The 17233-nt window shown below is 43.2% G+C and carries 20 protein-coding genes and 2 pseudogenes; 10 read left to right on the top strand and 12 right to left on the bottom strand.

Features of this window, described 5'->3' with window-relative positions; all coding sequences use genetic code 11:
• Window positions 1-6: 6 nt before the first annotated feature.
• Window positions 7-558, bottom strand: a complete 552-nt coding sequence (locus V7K60_RS02980) for an NUDIX hydrolase (protein WP_334922810.1) — start codon at window positions 556-558, stop codon at window positions 7-9.
• A gap of 139 nt (window positions 559-697) precedes the next feature.
• Between V7K60_RS02980 and V7K60_RS02975 the strand changes: the two genes are divergently transcribed.
• A complete protein-coding gene (locus V7K60_RS02975) occupies window positions 698-1750 on the top strand; it encodes a dipeptide epimerase (RefSeq protein ID WP_334922808.1) in 1053 nt (350 codons plus the stop codon).
• Window positions 1734-2780: a DUF1611 domain-containing protein gene (locus V7K60_RS02970; RefSeq protein ID WP_334922806.1), complete on the top strand. Its 1047-nt coding sequence runs from the start codon at window positions 1734-1736 to the stop codon at window positions 2778-2780. Before V7K60_RS02975 ends, V7K60_RS02970 begins: the two co-directional genes overlap by 17 nt.
• On the opposite strand, the gene V7K60_RS02965 is transcribed toward V7K60_RS02970, so the two are convergent.
• Together V7K60_RS02965 and V7K60_RS02960 are read right to left on the bottom strand one after the other, a co-directional pair.
• The gene (locus tag V7K60_RS02965; RefSeq protein ID WP_334922804.1) at window positions 2777-2929 is read right to left on the bottom strand and encodes a hypothetical protein; all 153 of its coding nucleotides are present in this window, start codon (window positions 2927-2929) and stop codon (window positions 2777-2779) included. The genes V7K60_RS02970 and V7K60_RS02965 overlap by 4 nt on opposite strands.
• 31 nt (window positions 2930-2960) lie before the next feature.
• Window positions 2961-3161, bottom strand: coding sequence for a hypothetical protein (locus tag V7K60_RS02960; protein ID WP_334922802.1), 201 nt, complete (start codon window positions 3159-3161; stop codon window positions 2961-2963).
• Window positions 3162-3375: 214 nt separating this feature from the next.
• On the opposite strand from V7K60_RS02960, the gene mnmE reads away from it, so the two are divergent.
• On the top strand, window positions 3376-4797 hold the full coding sequence (mnmE, locus tag V7K60_RS02955) for a tRNA uridine-5-carboxymethylaminomethyl(34) synthesis GTPase MnmE (protein WP_334922800.1): 1422 nt from the start codon (window positions 3376-3378) through the stop codon (window positions 4795-4797).
• A gap of 67 nt (window positions 4798-4864) precedes the next feature.
• Here the strand turns inward: mnmE and V7K60_RS02950 are convergent.
• Window positions 4865-5020 (bottom strand): annotated as a pseudogene (locus tag V7K60_RS02950) (IS701 family transposase); the annotation flags it as partial.
• Window positions 5021-5323: 303 nt separating this feature from the next.
• Between V7K60_RS02950 and cutA the strand changes: the two are divergent.
• From cutA to mtnB, 4 genes are all read left to right on the top strand, one after another.
• Window positions 5324-5632: a divalent-cation tolerance protein CutA gene (gene cutA, locus V7K60_RS02945; RefSeq protein ID WP_334922798.1), complete on the top strand. Its 309-nt coding sequence runs from the start codon at window positions 5324-5326 to the stop codon at window positions 5630-5632.
• Window positions 5633-5837: 205 nt separating this feature from the next.
• Window positions 5838-6392 carry a 1,2-dihydroxy-3-keto-5-methylthiopentene dioxygenase gene (locus tag V7K60_RS02940; protein WP_334922797.1) on the top strand — a complete coding sequence of 185 codons (555 nt, stop codon included), beginning with the start codon at window positions 5838-5840 and terminating at the stop codon, window positions 6390-6392.
• A gap of 40 nt (window positions 6393-6432) precedes the next feature.
• Window positions 6433-7062, top strand: a complete 630-nt coding sequence (locus tag V7K60_RS02935; RefSeq protein ID WP_334922796.1) for an HAD-IB family phosphatase — start codon at window positions 6433-6435, stop codon at window positions 7060-7062.
• A complete protein-coding gene (gene mtnB / locus V7K60_RS02930) occupies window positions 7053-7688 on the top strand; it encodes a methylthioribulose 1-phosphate dehydratase (RefSeq protein WP_334922794.1) in 636 nt (211 codons plus the stop codon). The genes V7K60_RS02935 and mtnB overlap by 10 nt, the downstream gene beginning before the upstream one ends.
• 209 nt (window positions 7689-7897) lie before the next feature.
• Here mtnB and V7K60_RS02925 read toward each other — a convergent pair whose 3' ends face one another.
• The 8 genes from V7K60_RS02925 to V7K60_RS02890 all read right to left on the bottom strand — a co-directional run bounded on the left by V7K60_RS02925 (window position 7898) and on the right by V7K60_RS02890 (window position 14646).
• Window positions 7898-9370 carry a DICT sensory domain-containing protein gene (locus V7K60_RS02925; RefSeq protein WP_334922792.1) on the bottom strand — a complete coding sequence of 491 codons (1473 nt, stop codon included), beginning with the start codon at window positions 9368-9370 and terminating at the stop codon, window positions 7898-7900.
• 417 nt (window positions 9371-9787) lie between these two features.
• Window positions 9788-11290, bottom strand: a complete 1503-nt coding sequence (locus tag V7K60_RS02920) for a UDP-N-acetylmuramoyl-L-alanyl-D-glutamate--2,6-diaminopimelate ligase (RefSeq protein ID WP_334922790.1) — start codon at window positions 11288-11290, stop codon at window positions 9788-9790.
• Window positions 11291-11343: 53 nt separating this feature from the next.
• Window positions 11344-11625 (bottom strand): glutaredoxin family protein, encoded by a 282-nt coding sequence (locus tag V7K60_RS02915; protein WP_334922788.1) that lies wholly within the window; start codon window positions 11623-11625, stop codon window positions 11344-11346.
• A 90-nt stretch (window positions 11626-11715) separates the two neighbouring features.
• A complete protein-coding gene (locus V7K60_RS02910) occupies window positions 11716-11910 on the bottom strand; it encodes a hypothetical protein (RefSeq protein WP_334922786.1) in 195 nt (64 codons plus the stop codon).
• Window positions 11885-12058, bottom strand: coding sequence for a hypothetical protein (locus V7K60_RS02905; protein ID WP_334922785.1), 174 nt, complete (start codon window positions 12056-12058; stop codon window positions 11885-11887). Before V7K60_RS02905 ends, V7K60_RS02910 begins: the two co-directional genes overlap by 26 nt.
• A gap of 257 nt (window positions 12059-12315) precedes the next feature.
• A complete protein-coding gene (locus V7K60_RS02900; RefSeq protein WP_334922783.1) occupies window positions 12316-12675 on the bottom strand; it encodes a darcynin family protein in 360 nt (119 codons plus the stop codon).
• Between the two features lie 273 nt (window positions 12676-12948).
• The gene (locus V7K60_RS02895) at window positions 12949-13614 is read right to left on the bottom strand and encodes an O-methyltransferase (RefSeq protein WP_334922781.1); all 666 of its coding nucleotides are present in this window, start codon (window positions 13612-13614) and stop codon (window positions 12949-12951) included.
• 117 nt (window positions 13615-13731) lie between these two features.
• Window positions 13732-14646, bottom strand: coding sequence for an AraC family transcriptional regulator (locus tag V7K60_RS02890; protein WP_334922780.1), 915 nt, complete (start codon window positions 14644-14646; stop codon window positions 13732-13734).
• A gap of 286 nt (window positions 14647-14932) precedes the next feature.
• Here V7K60_RS02890 and V7K60_RS02885 point away from each other — a divergent pair, with 286 nt between their 5' ends.
• The 3 genes and pseudogenes from V7K60_RS02885 to V7K60_RS02875 all read left to right on the top strand — a co-directional run.
• Window positions 14933-15898, top strand: a complete 966-nt coding sequence (locus tag V7K60_RS02885) for a homogentisate phytyltransferase (RefSeq protein ID WP_334922778.1) — start codon at window positions 14933-14935, stop codon at window positions 15896-15898.
• 3 nt (window positions 15899-15901) lie between these two features.
• Window positions 15902-16375, top strand: a complete 474-nt coding sequence (locus tag V7K60_RS02880) for a tetratricopeptide repeat protein (RefSeq protein WP_334922777.1) — start codon at window positions 15902-15904, stop codon at window positions 16373-16375.
• Window positions 16376-16808: 433 nt separating this feature from the next.
• Window positions 16809-17078, top strand: a pseudogene (locus V7K60_RS02875) (hybrid sensor histidine kinase/response regulator); the annotation flags it as partial.
• Window positions 17079-17233 lie beyond the last annotated feature (155 nt).

The raw sequence follows: 17233 nt of genomic DNA, 5'->3' as shown, positions 1-17233 counted from the left end.
GGATTATTAATAAGTGAGAAATTTCAAACCTAAAAAAAGAGCCGCAACGGTTCCTGCAACAGAAATTTCTCCCTGAATAATTTTATCTAAAACTGATTCTACAGAAATAAATACAACTTCAATCTCTTCTGTAATATCTAGTTGTTGCTCTCCAACTTTACTCACATTTTCTGCTAAAAATAAATGTATTTGATTAGTATCTTTGCTTGGCTTATCGTATAGGGTTCCGATTTTTCTAAATTCTTGGGGAATATAACCAGTTTCTTCTGTAAATTCTCTAATTGCTGCTACTTCTGCACTCTCTGTTGTAGGATCGAAATTTCCTGCTGGCAGTTCTAAGAAAAATTCACCCACTGCGTGTCTATATTGCCGGACAAAAATAATTTCTCTATTACTCGTAACGGGTAAAACCATCGCAACGTCAGGCTTAATACTGACAAAATAATCATCTATAATTTTACCGTTGGGCAATTCTATTTCATCTTGCCTAATCTGACACCAGGGGTTATCTAAAACCATTTTTGATTTTAAAGTCTTCCACTTTTTTAAGTTGCTCATAAATCAAGTAAAAAATAAAATTATGTATAAAAAATTTAGTAACTAAGCAATGAATGTAAAAAAGTATAACAGATATATCCGATAATCTAAACTTTGAACTTACACTTGCTTTTGCAATAACATAATATGCAGAATTAGTATGCAAATAAATGTAAATTTATTTACAGTAAATAAAAGATTTCCATTGACCATTAGTAGAGGTACAACGGCACAGACAACGAATGTATGGGTGAGGATTTCATCCGATGGTATCGAAGGCTGGGGAGAAGCATCGCCATTCGGTGTGGGTAATCATCGGCAGTCAACTGATGCAATCAAGGGTGCTTTAGAGCAAGTTGTGTCACTGTTGCAAACATTCAGCCCCTTACAACGTCAGGAAATTGAACAAGTTTTAACACAAAACCAGGTTCCTTCTGCTGCAAGAGCTGCCTTGGATATGGCAATGCACGACTGGTTGGGTAAGCGCGTAGGTTTACCCTTGTGGCAACTTTGGGGACTCGATCGCAATCAAATAGTCCCGACTTCAGTCACAATTGGGATTAATTCACCTGAAGGTGCTAGAGCAAGAGCGCGAGACTGGTTACAATTTACAGATGTCCGCCTTTTTAAGGTAAAACTAGGTAGTCCAGATGGCATAGATGCAGATCAAAAAATGCTCTTAGCAGTGCGAGAAGAAGCACCATTACTAGAATTTTTTGTTGATGCCAACGGGGGTTGGAGTTTAGAAGATGCGATCGCTATGTGCAATTGGCTAGCAGATTTAGGTATAAAGTATGTAGAACAGCCATTGCCACGAGGACAGGAACCAAGTTTAGCAAAACTCAAAGAACGCTCTCCCCTCCCCATCTTTGTCGATGAAAGTTGTTTCACAAGCGCCGATATTCCCGATTTGGCAAATTACGTGGATGGCATTAATATCAAACTAATGAAATCAGGGGGGCTAACAGAGGCAATGCGAATGGTACATACAGCACGAGCATATCGGTTGCAAGTAATGTTCGGTTGCTATTCTGACAGTTCGCTAGCTAATACAGCAGCATTACAGCTGGCGTCACTAGCTGATTATTTAGATTTAGACAGTCACCTTAACTTAATTGATGACCCTTTTACGGGTGCATTGCTAAAAGAAGGAAAAGTTTTGCCAAACGATTTACCAGGTTTGGGAGTACAACACAGTGCGTCTATCACTTAATCAACGAGTAGCTATCTTGCTACATGAGGGAATTAGCGGGCATCATGGCAAAACAGGGCTAGCAATTTTACGTTACAGTGAAGCCCCAATTGTAGCCGTAATCGATCGCGAGTGTGCTGGTAAATCCCTACCAGAATTAACAGGTATCAAGCGGGATGTGCCGATTGTGGCATCGGTAGCCGCAGCCTTAGAGTACAAACCAGAAGTTTTAGTAATTGGTATTGCTCCAGGAGGTGGTGCTGTACCAGATGATTACTGGCTAGAAATCAAAGACGCTTTAGAAGCGGGAATGTCACTGGTGAATGGCTTACATACACCAATGGCAAGTATCCCAGAATTAAATGCACTGCTCAAACCAGGGCAACTAATTTGGGATGTACGAAAAGAACCATCTAATATTATTGTTGCTAGTGGAATGGCACGTACCCTTCCGTGTCGGCGGGTGTTGACAGTGGGAACCGATATGGCAATTGGTAAAATGTCAACTAGTCTAGAGTTACATTGGGCGTCAAAACTGCGGGGCTGGCGTTCTAAATTCCTCGCCACAGGGCAAACTGGGGTAATGTTAGAAGGAGACGGTGTGGCTTTAGATGCCGTGCGAGTAGATTTTGCCGCCGGTGCTGTGGAACAGATTGTTATGCGCTATGGCAAAAACTACGACATCTTGCATATTGAAGGACAAGGTTCGCTGCTACACCCTGGTTCAACGGCAACTCTACCCCTAATCCGTGGTTCGCAACCAACCCAACTGCTGCTAGTACATCGGGCGGGACAAGTCCATGTACGTAATCATCCCCATGTAATAATTCCACCTTTACCAGAGGTGATTCGGCTTTATGAAACTGTTGCTAATGCCGGTGGTGCTTTTGGAAGTATTTCTGTAGTGGGTATAGCGCTGAACACAGCCCATTTAGATGAATCTGCGGCTCAGGAAAGCATCGCTCAAACAATAGCAGAAACGGGGCTACCTTGTACCGATGTAGTCCGCTTTGATGCCAATGTGCTTTTAGATGCGGTGATGAATAATTAGTTGCTGTAGAATGCCTTAACCCTACACTCCTGAGAGAAAACTGGTTCTGACACCGGAAAAAGTGGCACAACAGGAGAAAGAACACAGCGATCGCTTGGCAGCAAAACTGTGAGAATTAAATATAGATCCAGATACCATTTAACTTCCACGCTGTCTTGCTTGTGCCTGTTAGCTCGAATGCTATGGATCTTCAGGAAAAACCCATTTTGGCGGTTCCGTCATTTTTTTCCGCAGACGTTCTTGTGCCAACTCTAGCATTTTGTCTAAGGGAGTCTCATCAATAAATTTTGCGGCTGACTCTCTAAACTCGATATTGGGGCATTTATTCCCTAAAACACACCTGTTAACACAGGCTACAGCGCAGTTAATCTTTTGCTCCACAGTAAATTCCTCTCTCTAAAAGTTATGAGTTATAAGTTGTGAGTTATGATTTTCATCTCTAACTCTTCGCTCTTAACTCTTTACTATCAGGCATGACCTACAAGTAAATTTTACCTTGCCAGTTGGTATTTCATTAGTCTAAATACTTACCATTTAGAAACTTATGAGTTATAAGTTATGATTTTTACTCCTTACTCTATAATAAAGGGCGCTCATGTCAGAACTCTTTGCTACTACTGGAACTATAGCCGCGATCGCCACTGCTGTTGTCCCCCAACAGGGTAGTGTTGGGATTGTGCGGGTGTCCGGTTCTCAAGCAATGGCAATCGCCCAAAGTCTTTTTCATGCACCAGGGCGACAAGTTTGGGAAAGTCACCGGATTCTCTACGGTTACATTCGCCATCCCCAGACGCAACAAATAGTGGATGAAGCTTTGTTGCTGATTATGAAAGCACCCCGTTCTTACACCCGTGAAGATGTAATAGAATTCCATTGCCACGGGGGAATTATGTCAGTGCAGCAGGTATTACAACTGTGTTTGGAAAATGGAAGCAGACTAGCGCAACCGGGAGAATTTACTCTCCGCGCCTTTTTGAATGGACGATTGGATTTAACTCAAGCCGAAGGTATTGCTGATTTAGTCGGAGCTAAATCGCCCCAAGCTGCTCAAAGTGCCTTAGCTGGTTTACAAGGAAAATTAGCTGATCCGATTCGGCAGTTACGCGCTAACTGTTTAGATATTTTGGCAGAAATCGAAGCTCAAATTGATTTTGAGGAAGACCTCCTGCCACTGGATGATAAAGCAATCATATCAGAAATTGATAAAATTGCCGCAGAAATAACTAGGTTATTGGAAACCAAAGATCAAGGTGAATTGCTACGCACTGGTTTAAAAGTGGCAATTGTTGGGCGTCCGAACGTGGGTAAGTCGAGTTTATTGAACGCTTGGAGCCGGAGCGATCGCGCCATTGTGACTGATTTACCCGGTACAACCCGCGATGTAGTCGAATCTCAGTTAGTTGTTGGGGGAATTCCCGTACAAGTACTAGATACAGCGGGGATTCGGGAAACAACAGACCAAGTAGAAAAAATTGGCGTCGAGCGATCGCGTCGTGCTGCCAATGCAGCTGATTTAGTCTTGCTTACCATTGATGCTTCCGCAGGTTGGACAGAAGGTGATGAAGAAATTTATGAAAAGGTGCAACACCGTCCATTGATTATAGTTATTAACAAAATCGATTTAGTAGAAGAAAGCGATTGGGAAAACCTTCCATCCAAAATCTCAGTTGCCCTAGAAGCGCACCAAATGTGCGAACCAAAATCTACAATTGTCACAGCCGCTGCCCAAAATCAAGGTATTGATGCTTTAGAAACAGCAATTTTAGAGATAGTTCAATCTGGAAAAGTGCAAGCGGCTGATATGGATTTAGCTATTAACCAAAGGCAGGCAGCAGCCTTGACTCAAGCTAAAATATCTTTGGAACAAGTACAAGCAACAATTGTTCAGCAGTTACCTCTTGATTTTTGGACAATTGACTTACGAGGTGCGATTCAAGCTTTAGGAGAAATTACTGGAGAAGAAGTAACAGAATCAGTTTTAGAGAGGATTTTTAGTAAGTTCTGTATTGGGAAATAAACAGCAAAATTGCCAAATTTAAAAGGAAGTAGCAACCTGGAATATGTAGAATTTCTGAAGGGTGACAAAGATGAAACAGGTTTTTTCTCTCACTTTCACCCAGTAATCCCCCTACATAGTGTCTAAATTCTCTTTTTTGAGCCTTATGAGTAAACACATCATCAAATCGTTGACACCATCTTTCAAAGCATGGCGGCATGGCTGCGGGGGTGGTTTCTTTCATGAGCTTTTTTCAACGTGAAAGCTATGCTAGTTAAACATTATACCCTTTTTTCATTTCTAGTTTTGTTTAAGTCCCGTTAGTAGTTAAGCCTCAAACTTCAAAGCGATAGTCACGACTGCTGCCCCAATCGATAGAACGCAGTCAATATACTGACATAACGAGATAAAATAAGTTTACTTTTGTAGAGAAGTGGACATTTATGGAAGCTCTGGATACTCATTTACCCCATTTAGAAGCAATAGTAGCCAAGCTAGAGGGCTTAGGGCGTGTTTTCTCACTTTAAATTGTAAGTCGGAAACTTTTATGAAACTCTACTATGTAACTTTAAACAATACAGATGAAGCACGTCAAGTTGGTCGGGCATTACTGGAATGTAAGTTAGCAGTTTGTGTCAATTGGTTCCCGATTACTTGTGCTTATAGTTGGCAAGGAGAAATTACTGAAGAACCAGAAGTTGTTTTAATTGTCAAAACTCAAGATGGTTATGCTTTAGAAATAGAAAAACTTATTCAAGAGCATATTACTTATACTAATTTTATCGCCGAAATTTCTCCAACAGCAGTTAATCAGGGTTTTGTCAATTGGTTGAATGCAGAAGTTTCACCGCGTTAACAATAGAAATTACCTAAGAAGACGGCACAAATAGAGATATACAAGATATCAAGGCAGAGAAAATGGTTTGGAGCAAGATATGAACCTGCCACAGGTGTGATTAACGCTCCTGCAAAATATGAAATAATACTTTTTCAATAGTTTATTTGCTCCTACAAGTTATGCCTTGAAAGCCTTATTTTAACTATTATACTGGAGGTCAAAAATGGCAGTTCTCAAACTAGAAAATGGAACTCTCCACACCGATTTAATTCACATTGCCCAGGAATTAGCCCCCCTGAATATTCAAATTAATCGCCTGACTATAGCAGATAACCCCAAACTCCAACATTTGTTGGCACAGGATAGTCTCAACGAAGATGAAAAAGAACAAGTACTCAAAGCAATAGATAGTTACTTTGAGCAACTACAACAGACAGCCGACTATAAATCTCATGATTTGATTGTCCTTCATCAAGGGATTCCTAACCTTGATGAGTTAATGGCAAAGTTTGACCAAATTCATACCCATGCAGATGATGAAGTCCGCTACATCATGGATGGAGAAGCGATTTTTGGTTTTGTACTTTCTGATGGTAGTCAAGTAGAACTTACAGTACAACCAGAAGAATATATCAACATCCCAGCCGGAACCGAACATTGGTTTTATCTCACCCCAGCAAGGCGGGTGAAAGCAGTACGCTATTTCATTACCACAGAAGGTTGGATACCTCAATATACAGGCAGAGAAATTCGCGCCCGCCAACCCCTGGTGAGGTAAATTCTAATTTATCAAACATTACAAATTACGACGAATTAGTATGAAGCGGATTGTTTTTTGTGACTTTGATGGCACTATTACAGTTGACGAAACTTTTGTTGCGGTTCTGAGAAAGTTTGCACCAGTACTTTCTGCAAAACTACTGCCTGAAATGTATGCAAAAAGGCTGACATTGCGAGAGGGAGTCAAGGAAATTCTGCAATCAATTCCATCTGCAAGTTATCCAGAAATTCTGGAATTTACTAAACCTCAATTGATACGTCCTGGGTTTATAGAATTGTTAGATTTTCTGGAGTGTCAGGGAGTTTCATTAATAGTAATTTCTGGAGGACTACGGGGAATGGTGGAGGTTGTTTTGGATAGGATAGTGCATAGAATAGAGAGAATTTATGCTGTAGATGTCGATATTAGCAGTGCTTATTTAAAAGTAAATTCTCAATACGAAGGAGATACAGAACTGATGGCTAAGGCGCAAGTTATGGATCAGTACCCAGCCGATGAAAAGATTGCTATTGGTGACTCCATTACCGACTTAAATATGGGATTGCAAGCTTCTGTTGTCTTTGCACGCTCTCCTTTAGCACAATATTTAGATGAATACCAAAAACCCTATATTTTCTGGAATGATTTTTTACAAATCCGCGATTCTTTAGCAAAATCATGGAGTTAAACCCAACAATAGCAGATCCTCGTTTGCAACTAATTGCCACTGCTCGGTATTTTTACCAACAAGGTTGGATGGTAGGAACTGCCGGCAACCTCTCTACTCGATTAGCTGATGGTAGTTTTTGGATTACAGCTAGTGGTAAATCTAAGGGTGAGTTATTACTCAACGATTTTGTTCTCATCGCTCCAGATGGCAAAATAGAAGCATCAGCCAGCCAGGGGCTACCTTCAGCTGAAACAGCTATTCATCAACTACTTTACCGCCTGTTTCCAGAATCACTTGCTTGTTATCATATACATTCTATTGAGAGCAATTTGGTTTCTCGCTTGGTTGAAGGTGATACTTTACCTTTACCGCTGCTAGAAATGCTCAAAGGTTTGGGAGTTTGGCAAGAAAATCCCTGTTGTGTAATACCAATTTTTGCTAATCATCTCCAGGTTGCCCAGATTGCTGGTGATATTGAACAACGCTTTGCCGTCACTCCACCGCAAATAGCCGCATTACTAATTCGGGATCATGGTTTGACAGTTTGGGCTTGTTCTCTTGAAGCTGCTCGTAATTATATTGAGTTATTAGACTACATCTTTCGCTATATGGTTGCTGCCATTCGGTTAGGCATAAATATCTGAATCAGACTAACTATTGACTATGGACTTTTGATTATGAACTAATAGCTAATAATGCTGAAGTGCCAAAATAAGATATTGTTTTGGGTTTTCATGCTCCCTACAAGCGGAAGTTTACTGAGTTTGCAGCAGGTTAGGCAAAATAACTGTAGAAGTTATCAGTTATGAGTGATGAGTTATAAATTTTTAACTTATCACTTATAACTCATAATTCATAACTCATTTTCTGTAGCGATCGCTCTTGGGATATTACCAACAGTTGCCAGTTGCACTGTAAAGGTAGAACCTTCAGATAATTTACTTTTTACAGAAACAGATCCACCACAGCGCAGCAGCAATTGCTGTACTATCGTTAACCCTAACCCAGCACCACCATAATCTTCAGTTGCTGCTGTACGCACGCGATAAAACCGATCAAAGATTTTGGGAATTTCGTTTTCGGCAATACCAATACCTGTGTCGCGGAATTCTAATTGGACATAATCGCCTTGATTACGGGTACGCACCCATACTTGACCTCCATTAGGAGTAAACTTAAGACTGTTGTGCAACAGATTAATCACAATTTGCCTCAGCTTACCACTCATGCACCAAACTGATGGGAGTTCAGTCGGTACAGTGTAGGCTAGCATAATTCCTTTTTCTTGGGCTACAGGTTGGTAGGTACTGACTACTCCAGGTACTATATCTGATAGACGCACCAACTCCAAAGTTGTCCCCTCTAAATTCTGTTCTAGCTGCACCAATTCCAAAAAACCAGTAATCAGGGAGTTTTGCTGATCGCACTGGGTATTTAACATCTGTAAATAACGTTGTCGTTGTGGGGGTTTAAGATTGGGGGAATTTAATAATGAAAGTGCTGTCTTCATGTGCGTCAAGGGTATACGCAGTTCCTGACAGACATTTTTCAGGTATTCATCTTTGAGTTGCTCTTTGTTGTGCAGTTCTTGATTTTGCTGCTCCAACTTATTAGTGCGTACTGTGATGATTTGACGATTAATTTCATCTTGTCGGAGGAGTTGTTTTGCCAACAGTTGATTCATCAGTGCGGGTTGGGGCACGGGTGGACAAATAAAGTTAGCAGGTAAAATTGAGGATGATTCTGGTGCAATCGCTTGTTGGATACTATTTAATACTTGCTGAATTACTCTCCCCTCAACAGTAGTTATAATTAGCAACGGCTGGTTTTTATGAGTATTTACCTTCCCTAATGTCTGATTTTTGCGTTTTTTAAGTGGTCGATGAGCCAAAATTAAACTGCAAAACTGGGGCGATAACACCATCAGAAAGTTTTCCCGTCGCATTTGGCTATCTGGTGGTAGGTGAACGGGGACATGATCAGAGGATGAGGATGAGGGAGATGAGGAGATATTTAATCTTTCCTCTCCCTTGTCTTCCCCTGCTTCCCCTGCTTCCCCTTTCCTGCTTTCCTCAATTTGGCAAGTATAAATGAGACTAGACGCACCTACCGAGGATTGATAACGCGCTAATTCTGATTGCCAAATTTTATCTGGTGGTAGCTTCACCCAGAGAGTGGCTGGAATTTGCTGCTCAATGAGTAAGTCAATTTGCGCTCTCACCAGTGATAGTAGAGTAGCAGGACTGAGGGACAATGGTTTAGGAGGCGCTTGCACTCCCATAACCAGTTGATAAACAGACAGATCCTTAGCCAGAGAAACATTCATGAGTCAAGCACAAAAAGGATGAAGCAAGAAATAATTCTGTCTTCGATTTTCACCTTTATGTGTGCATTTTTTGCAAAATTACCACGGAAAGAAACATTAATACCAATTCAAAATTCAAAATGACGCTATCTACGAGACGCTAAAAGCGAACGCAGACTCGCTAACGCTGCGCTAACAAAATTCAAAATTAAGAAAGCCAGACAAAACAAAGGTTTGGAAGTATGTATCTGTCGCATTCTTTTTTCAAATTGGTATAACTATAAAAAACTCTACCTAGAGGGGGAATGGAGAATAGGGAATAGGGAATGGGGAAGAGTTTGTAATGCCCAATCCCAATACTTCGGCTTCTCTCCGAGACGCTACGCGTAGCTTGCTTCCCCGCAGGGGTACGCTCAGTACAAGTGCCCAATGCCCAAATTAAGCTTGTACGTTAAGTCTTTGCTGTAAAGCGTCGCGTGCGTGTTCTCGGTCGTCAAAATGGATTTTTTCGGTGCCGAGAATTTGGTAGTCTTCGTGACCTTTACCAGCAAGCAATACTCCATCACCGGGTTGTGCTTGTAAAATAGCGGTACGAATTGCGATCGCCCGATCGCAAATTACTGTTGGCTGCACTGTGTCAGCTATTCCCGCCAAAATATCTTGCAAAATCCTTTCTGGGTCTTCAGTTCGGGGATTATCTGATGTCACCACAGCTACATCAGCTAACTGGGCGGCGATTTTACCCATTTTTGGGCGCTTAGTGCGATCGCGATCGCCTCCACAACCAAATACACAAATCACTTTACCAGGTATAAACGGACGCGCAGCTTTCAATAAATTTTCTAAGCTATCCGGCGTGTGGGCATAATCCACAATCACGCTAATATCTTGCTCAGTACTAATCTGTACCCGTTCCATCCGTCCAGGAACTCCGGGAAATTCAGGTATTACATTTGCCACTAACTGCAAATCTAGCCCTAAGTGCAAAACTGCTCCTACGGCTGCTAAAAGATTTTCTAAATTATATTGTCCGACTAGGGGCGATCGAAAAGCCACATCACCTTTTGGTGTATGTAATGTCCCACTAACACCATTTGGCTGGTAACTTAAATCACTCATCCATAAATCAGCGCTATTGTCGTTGACGCTGTAACTCCAAACTCGTTCGGAATCCAACGACGCAATTAACCGCTTCCCGTAAGAATCATCAGCATTAATTATTGCCCGTCCCTTGAGATAATTAGGACTAAATAATAACGCTTTGGCAGCAAAGTAATCTTCCATATTGCTGTGATAGTCGAGATGGTCTTGAGTAAGATTACTAAATACCGCCACCTCAAATTCACAACCCAACACTCTACCTTGGGACAAAGCGTGAGAACTGACTTCCATTACCCCGAACTCACTCCCAGCCTTTACAGCCTCTGCTAGTTGCTGTTGCAGTTCCACTGCAAAAGGGGTAGTGTGGGCAGCAGTTTGCTCAAAACCTGCCCAACGAGTGTAGAGAGTTCCCATCAAAGCTGTAGCTAAATTAGCTTTGTTGAGTAGAAATTCAATTAGATGAGTAGTTGTAGTTTTGCCATTTGTACCAGTTACGCCAACCAGCTTGAGTTTTCGCCCCGGATAACCGTAAAAAGCACTGGCTATCTGGGCACAAGCTTGAGTGATGTTACTTGCACTAATGACCACAGCCTGATTTGTGGGAGGATTTTTTTGTGCAGCTTCGGGAGAAACGATTGCAGCTACAGCCCCCGATGCGATCGCACTTTGCCAAAATTCCCCACCATCAACCCGCGTTCCTGGCATCCCAATAAACAAATCTCCCACACGACAAGCATGGGAATTCGTCTTTAAACCCCTAACTTCCACATCCTCCAAAGTTGGATAACTAGGCAATTGCTCAACACTGTCTACCGCTGTTAGTAATTCCCGCAATTTCATTTTGTGAACCTCGTCACATTCTTGATCTTGCGCTTATTCTGCATTATTTTTTTCTAATTGGCTAAATATTTACGCAACATTTGCTCCAACTGCTGCACACTAGCACGAGGAGAAGGACGCGGCAATGGTTTCTCACTTCCCTCTTTTTCCTCTGCGCCTCTGTAGTTCGATAAATAAAGTACCGGCACTTCATACTCATACGCAGCAAACCAATCTTCACGAGTCGTAATATCCCTAATTTCCAACTCGAAACTGAGATTTTGGATTTGTTCTAGCTTTTCTTGCAAGCCTTCACATAAATGACAACCAGATTTACTGTATAAAATTAATCGCATTCTTGATTTGAGTTGGGGCAAGTTGACTTTTCACGGGATGTAGAAAAATTTTCTGATGGAATCAGGCAGGTGTTTACCGTTTGAAGCGAATTATTTAAGATTTTGGTGTAGTAGCCAACCTTGGCACAGGGTTTCTAACTCCAACCAACCTCTCCATAAAACTTGTATACCAATGGCACTGTTTTTTCGATGTTCTAAGTATCCTCCCAAATGCGAGATAGCGCGGCTTGCCCAATCAACTTGGTAATTTGGATATATTTCAAGCGAACCAGCCGAAATGCTCACAGCCTCGCGACTCGATCGGCAGGTCAAGCTGGTGGCCGATCACCTCGGCGATCTCCTTGAACGGCACGCCCTCATCCGCGATCGCGTGGTAAACGGGTTCCGTCGCGCCCTGCTCGATCACGAGCCGATAGAGGCGTGTGGCATCCAATCGGTGTACGCCGAGCGGTTCAGACCCTCGCTGAGATAGGCTGACACGCCCTTCTCACGGGCCATGCCGATCGCTATGGGGAGAAAGCCATAGTCGCCGAGACCATGAACCGAGGGTGCGAACCGGACAAGTCGCAGTACACACGCCGCGCTCCGCCAGCGCTCTCGCGGCCACCTGTGACTTTTGGGGAAGGACTGGTTGGGCATGTCCGCCTCGGTCGCGACACGACCTTGCGCGAGCCGCATTGACAACAGAAATCAGGATCGAAACGGGTCGATTCCGTAGTTCTTTGCCCAGGCGTTCTCCTCGCCGGGAAGAATCTCCTCGACCTTGAAGTACCGATCCCAGAAAGGCGTTTCGCGGAGCTTCTCACAGAAAAGCTCGTAGCTCTGATGATCCCCGGCCTCTATCATCCAGACGTCAGTAATCTGTGCAGAGTAAAATTCGACGTCATACCACTTCAAGCTAACCCTGTTGTGGAACTTGTCAAGGAGCGGCTGCAGGCTGTGACGACCAATCCTGACCCGCTCCTCAATAGGAAAGGCAAGCCACTCCGGGGTTGTCTTGACCAGCATGAACACCGTCAGTGTCCGGTTGGGAGTATTCGTTTGAGACATGTTTGTTATCACCTCTTAAATTAGCAGCTAAATCTCTGGACGAACTCAACCTAATCGAGGCTGGCACGCCATTTACTTCGTTCGAGAAATACGATTAATTTGTCGCATTCACTAGTCGCGTTTCCAGGAACGTGCCTCGTGCGTCGCTCAAACTTGTGAACTTCCTCACGTAAGCAGCCCAAATGAGCGCCATCGACGCTACTCGGGGAGGACGTTCTTCAGACGGCTATTCAGGTCTTGTCGCGTGAAGGTGTGTGCAAGAAGCTGGAGAATTCAGATCAGGCGCATCGAGACTTCGACATCGCCACCGAACGGCGTCGAGAGATACCCCTGCTCGGTTGAACGCACTCGTGCCAAGTAGTCAGGATTCACGTCTGCATCGTCCGCCACGACGAAGGCGCCGGAGCGCAGCCGGTCCTCCAGCAGCGTAAGAACTTCTGGATAAAGGGCCTTGGCGCCGTCGAGAAGTAGAAGGTCGATTGTCTCAGGGAGGCCCGCCTTCAACGTCTGCAACGCGTCGCCCTCCCGGATTTCTACAAGGTCGATGAGACCGCCAGCAATCAGGTTCTCGCGCGCGCGGACGACCTTTGAGGACTCAAACTCTGTGGTAATAAGCCTGCCGCCACCATTGTCACGGAGCGCCGCAGCGAGGTGGAGCGTCGAAATGCCGAACGAGGTTCCGAACTCCACAATGTTTCGCACCTTTGCACCCCGCGCGAGCATATAGAGGAGCCTACCCGTCTCGCGAGAGACAGCGAGCGGAGCGTCTCTCAAGCGGCCATAGAAGTCGAGGTACTCGGTCTTGCTGGCCTTAAGGCGCGCCAGCTCCTCGGCGGGAATATCACTCATGGCTGTCCTGGTCGTCGCCGACGCCTCGTCTGCCTCTGCGAACAGTCGATCGAGCAGGGATGCCAGGGGCGTACTAGTCATTGTCGTCATGATGGTCTCCTATCAAGTTGAAAGCGTCACTGGAGAATTTAAAGGACATCGCCTCGACTATAAAAAGTTTGACGAGAAAATGTCGCCTAGATTCTTGCTGGCTTCAACAGATTCTTGCTACTGGTTGAGAAATGTTTTGGGAGTGACACCAACGATGCGCTTGAAGTGATGGCTTAGATGACTAGGATTGGCAAACCCGACTCGGAAAGCGACATCAGTAACGCTTAGCTCATGCTGTAACAGCAATTGTTTAGCACACTCTACCCGGCATTGAATCACATACTGGTGAACTGAAATTCCCATTGATTGCTTAAATAAGCGTGAGAAGTGGTATTGGCTCATGCTGACCTCGGCGGCAATTACGCTCAGGCTCAAGTTCTGGTCTAGATGCTCCTGAATGTAGGTAAGCGCTCGGCGTAGTTTGTAGTTTGGCAGTCCACCGTTATGAGTGCGAATTGAGCCTTTCCTGACCGAATAGTGTTGTAGAAGGTGTGCTGCAAGAAGGGTTGCGGCAGAATCAGCAGATAAGCGGCTGTAAACGCTATCAGTTTCTAACACTGATTTCAGTGCTGCCCCAACTTGACAGATTAATGGATCTAGTTGGGCAAAAATTGGTATCAGCTCGACCGTAACTGGCTCGATCGATTCGTAGGCAATGCGGCTCACAAAGCCAGGAGCAAGGGAGATTATGGTACATTCAGCGTCAAAATTCCAGGACAAGCTGTGAGAGACATGGGCTGGGATAATGGCAACCTCGCCCCTACCCATCTGCCTTTGCTGATAGCATCCGTCAATCGTCCACTGCATAGCTTGATTGCACTGAAAGTGAGGAATGTAAATTTCGTGTTCACCATCAAGATGCTCTGGCACTTCACTAGGAGGCTGGCAGTGATATTCCAGATGAATGTCTTGCCAACCAACAGATGTACTAGAAAGCAGCGGTTCACGAGAAAGGCGAAAAGCGTCTTCCCAAGCGCGAGCGCTCCCTTGCGCTCGCGCAGGCATCATCGAGTTAGTCTCTCTAGCATCCATCTCTGATTTGACCTAAAATTTGGGATACAAGCCTCGCCCTAGAAGGGCGACTTTCCTTGATATATACTACTTAATCTTTTCAATAAGCGCTCCTCCACAACTAATCGCAAAACAACATTGATAATAATTAGTGCTAGTAAACATCACATAAAGGTTAACCATCTATTAGCCTTTTACTGGATGCGCCTAATTGGCTTCTATGTCATCCTAGAAAACGAGAGTTAATTCGGTGAGTATTCTGTGACAATGATTAACAATCAGCCAGAATACTGTATCTAAGCTACTCATGAGCCAAAGTTCTCAAAACAGCCCTTTATCAGGTAAACCTGTTCAATCATATTTCCAGTGGTTATACGCCTTCTGGAAATTCTCTCGCCCTCACACTATTATCGGTACAAGTCTGAGTGTTTTGGGTTTATATTTAATTGCCATTGCCATAAGTAGAGACGCGATGAATCTCGTCTCTACGTATTCCCTACTCCCTGTCCTCGGTGCATGGATTGGTTGTCTATGTGGCAATGTCTACATTGTGGGACTGAATCAATTAGAAGATGTGGAAATTGACAAGATTAATAAGCCTCATTTACCCTTAGCGTCTGGTGAGTTTTCACAGCAGACTGGGCAATTAATTGTTGCTTTGACTGGGATTTTGGCGCTAGTTGTGGCGTGGCTAACTGGCCCGTTTTTATTGGGTATGGTAGCAATTAGTTTGGCCATTGGTACTGCTTATTCTTTACCGCCAATTCGCTTGAAACAGTTTCCCGTTTGGGCGGCGCTGTGTATTTTTTCGGTGCGCGGTACGATTGTTAACTTAGGGTTATATCTGCATTACAGTTGGGCGTTGCAACAAAGCCAAACGATTCCGCCTGTGGTGTGGGTGCTGACATTATTTATTTTGGTGTTTACCTTTGCGATCGCTATCTTTAAAGATATCCCCGATATGGAAGGCGATCGCCTCTACAATATTACTACTTTCACCATCAAACTTGGGCCCCAAGCTGTGTTCAATCTATCTCTTTGGGTAATAACTGCCTGCTATCTAGGAATAATTCTGGTTGGGGTGCTAAACGTCGCCTCAGTTAACGCCATATTCCTGGTAATTACTCATTTGGGACTGTTGGCTTGGCTGTGGTTGCGGAGTTTGACGGTAGACTTACAAGATAAAAGTGCGATCGCTCAATTCTACCAATTTATCTGGAAGCTCTTTTTTATGGAATATCTGATTTTTCCTATCGCCTGTCTTTTGGCTTAGACAATGCTAGAAACCTTCCCCACTAGTTCGATTATCGCTGCTGTTGTAGTTGTTCTGAGTCTGTCAATCCTTGGCTATTTCGCCTGGAAAACTTTGATTACTTCAGACTTATTTCAAAAAGGCATCAATCTTGCTCAAACAAAAGATTACCAAGGTGCAGAAGCAGCCTTTCGCAAAGTGATTTCCATCAACTCTACAAATGATGTAGTGCGCTTGTTTTTGGGAGATGTTTTAAACCAGCAAGGACAAGTAGAGGAAGCAACAGAATTATTACGGGAAGTAATTCGCCGCAGTCCGAAAAATCCTGATGCTTACTTGCGTCTGGCAAATATTCTCATGCAGCAAGAGCGAGAAGAAGAAGCTAAAACTAACCTGCTACAAGCTAAAGATTTATTACAAAAACAGCGCCAACCGGAAAAAGCGAAAAAAATCACTCAACTGTTAGATAAAATGAGTGCTAAGTCAAGCGAATCTTAACTTTAATGAGAATTGCAGAGATTAAATTTTCCTGTTGTGTCTCTTAATTTTTTTGCCATTCCCATCATTATGGTGAGAATGGTTTTTATTTTGTAAATTACTAGTGTACACCAGAATTATGTCCGCAATTTCCGCAAGTTTGACCACTCTATTCATAGCCATTAAAATTGCAATCGGATACGTGACAAGCTCCATAGCCACAATTAATTAATTTAGGCTTTATCAGAGAAAATATTGGTAATGTTTAAATAATTTATTTTTGTAAAACAGCGATGATACAAACTGCCTTTTTGTTTTGTAAACACATATTGTAGTCTGTTTAAGCAGTACAGAAATTAGACACACTGGAACACTAATATTTTAGTACTAGAATATTCTTAAGCAAGGGTAGAGATTTAGTAGTAGATTTTATAGATTAAACAATCCAGTATTTATGTTAAATATAATATCAGGATTGTGGACTAACTTTTTCACATCAGAATCATTTATTCCACATGGACACTGCTATCTATGGCAAACGAATTTAGTTTGGTTACACATATTATCTGACGCATTCATTGCACTAGCTTATTATTCAATTCCAACTACACTTTTCTACTTTGTCCGCAAGCGACAAGATTTGCCCTTTGATTGGATTTTTTTGCTGTTTAGTGGATTTATCATAGCTTGTGGCACCACTCATTTAATGGAAATTTGGACACTTTGATATCCAACCTATTGGGTGTCAGGGTTTCTCAAAGCAGTAACTGCAATAATATTAGGACTTACACAGAATAGATCCCCCAACCCCCTTAAAAAGTGGGCTTTTCAGATCCCCCCCTTTTTAAGGGGGGTTAGGGGGGATCGAGGTTTCAGGTT

The sequence above is a fragment of the Nostoc sp. genome, from assembly GCF_036917555.1.
In the GTDB taxonomy this organism is placed as follows: Bacteria; Cyanobacteriota; Cyanobacteriia; order Cyanobacteriales; family Nostocaceae; genus Nostoc.
Note: the sequence above shows the minus strand (reverse complement) of the source record. Positions and strands in the feature narration are given on the sequence as shown.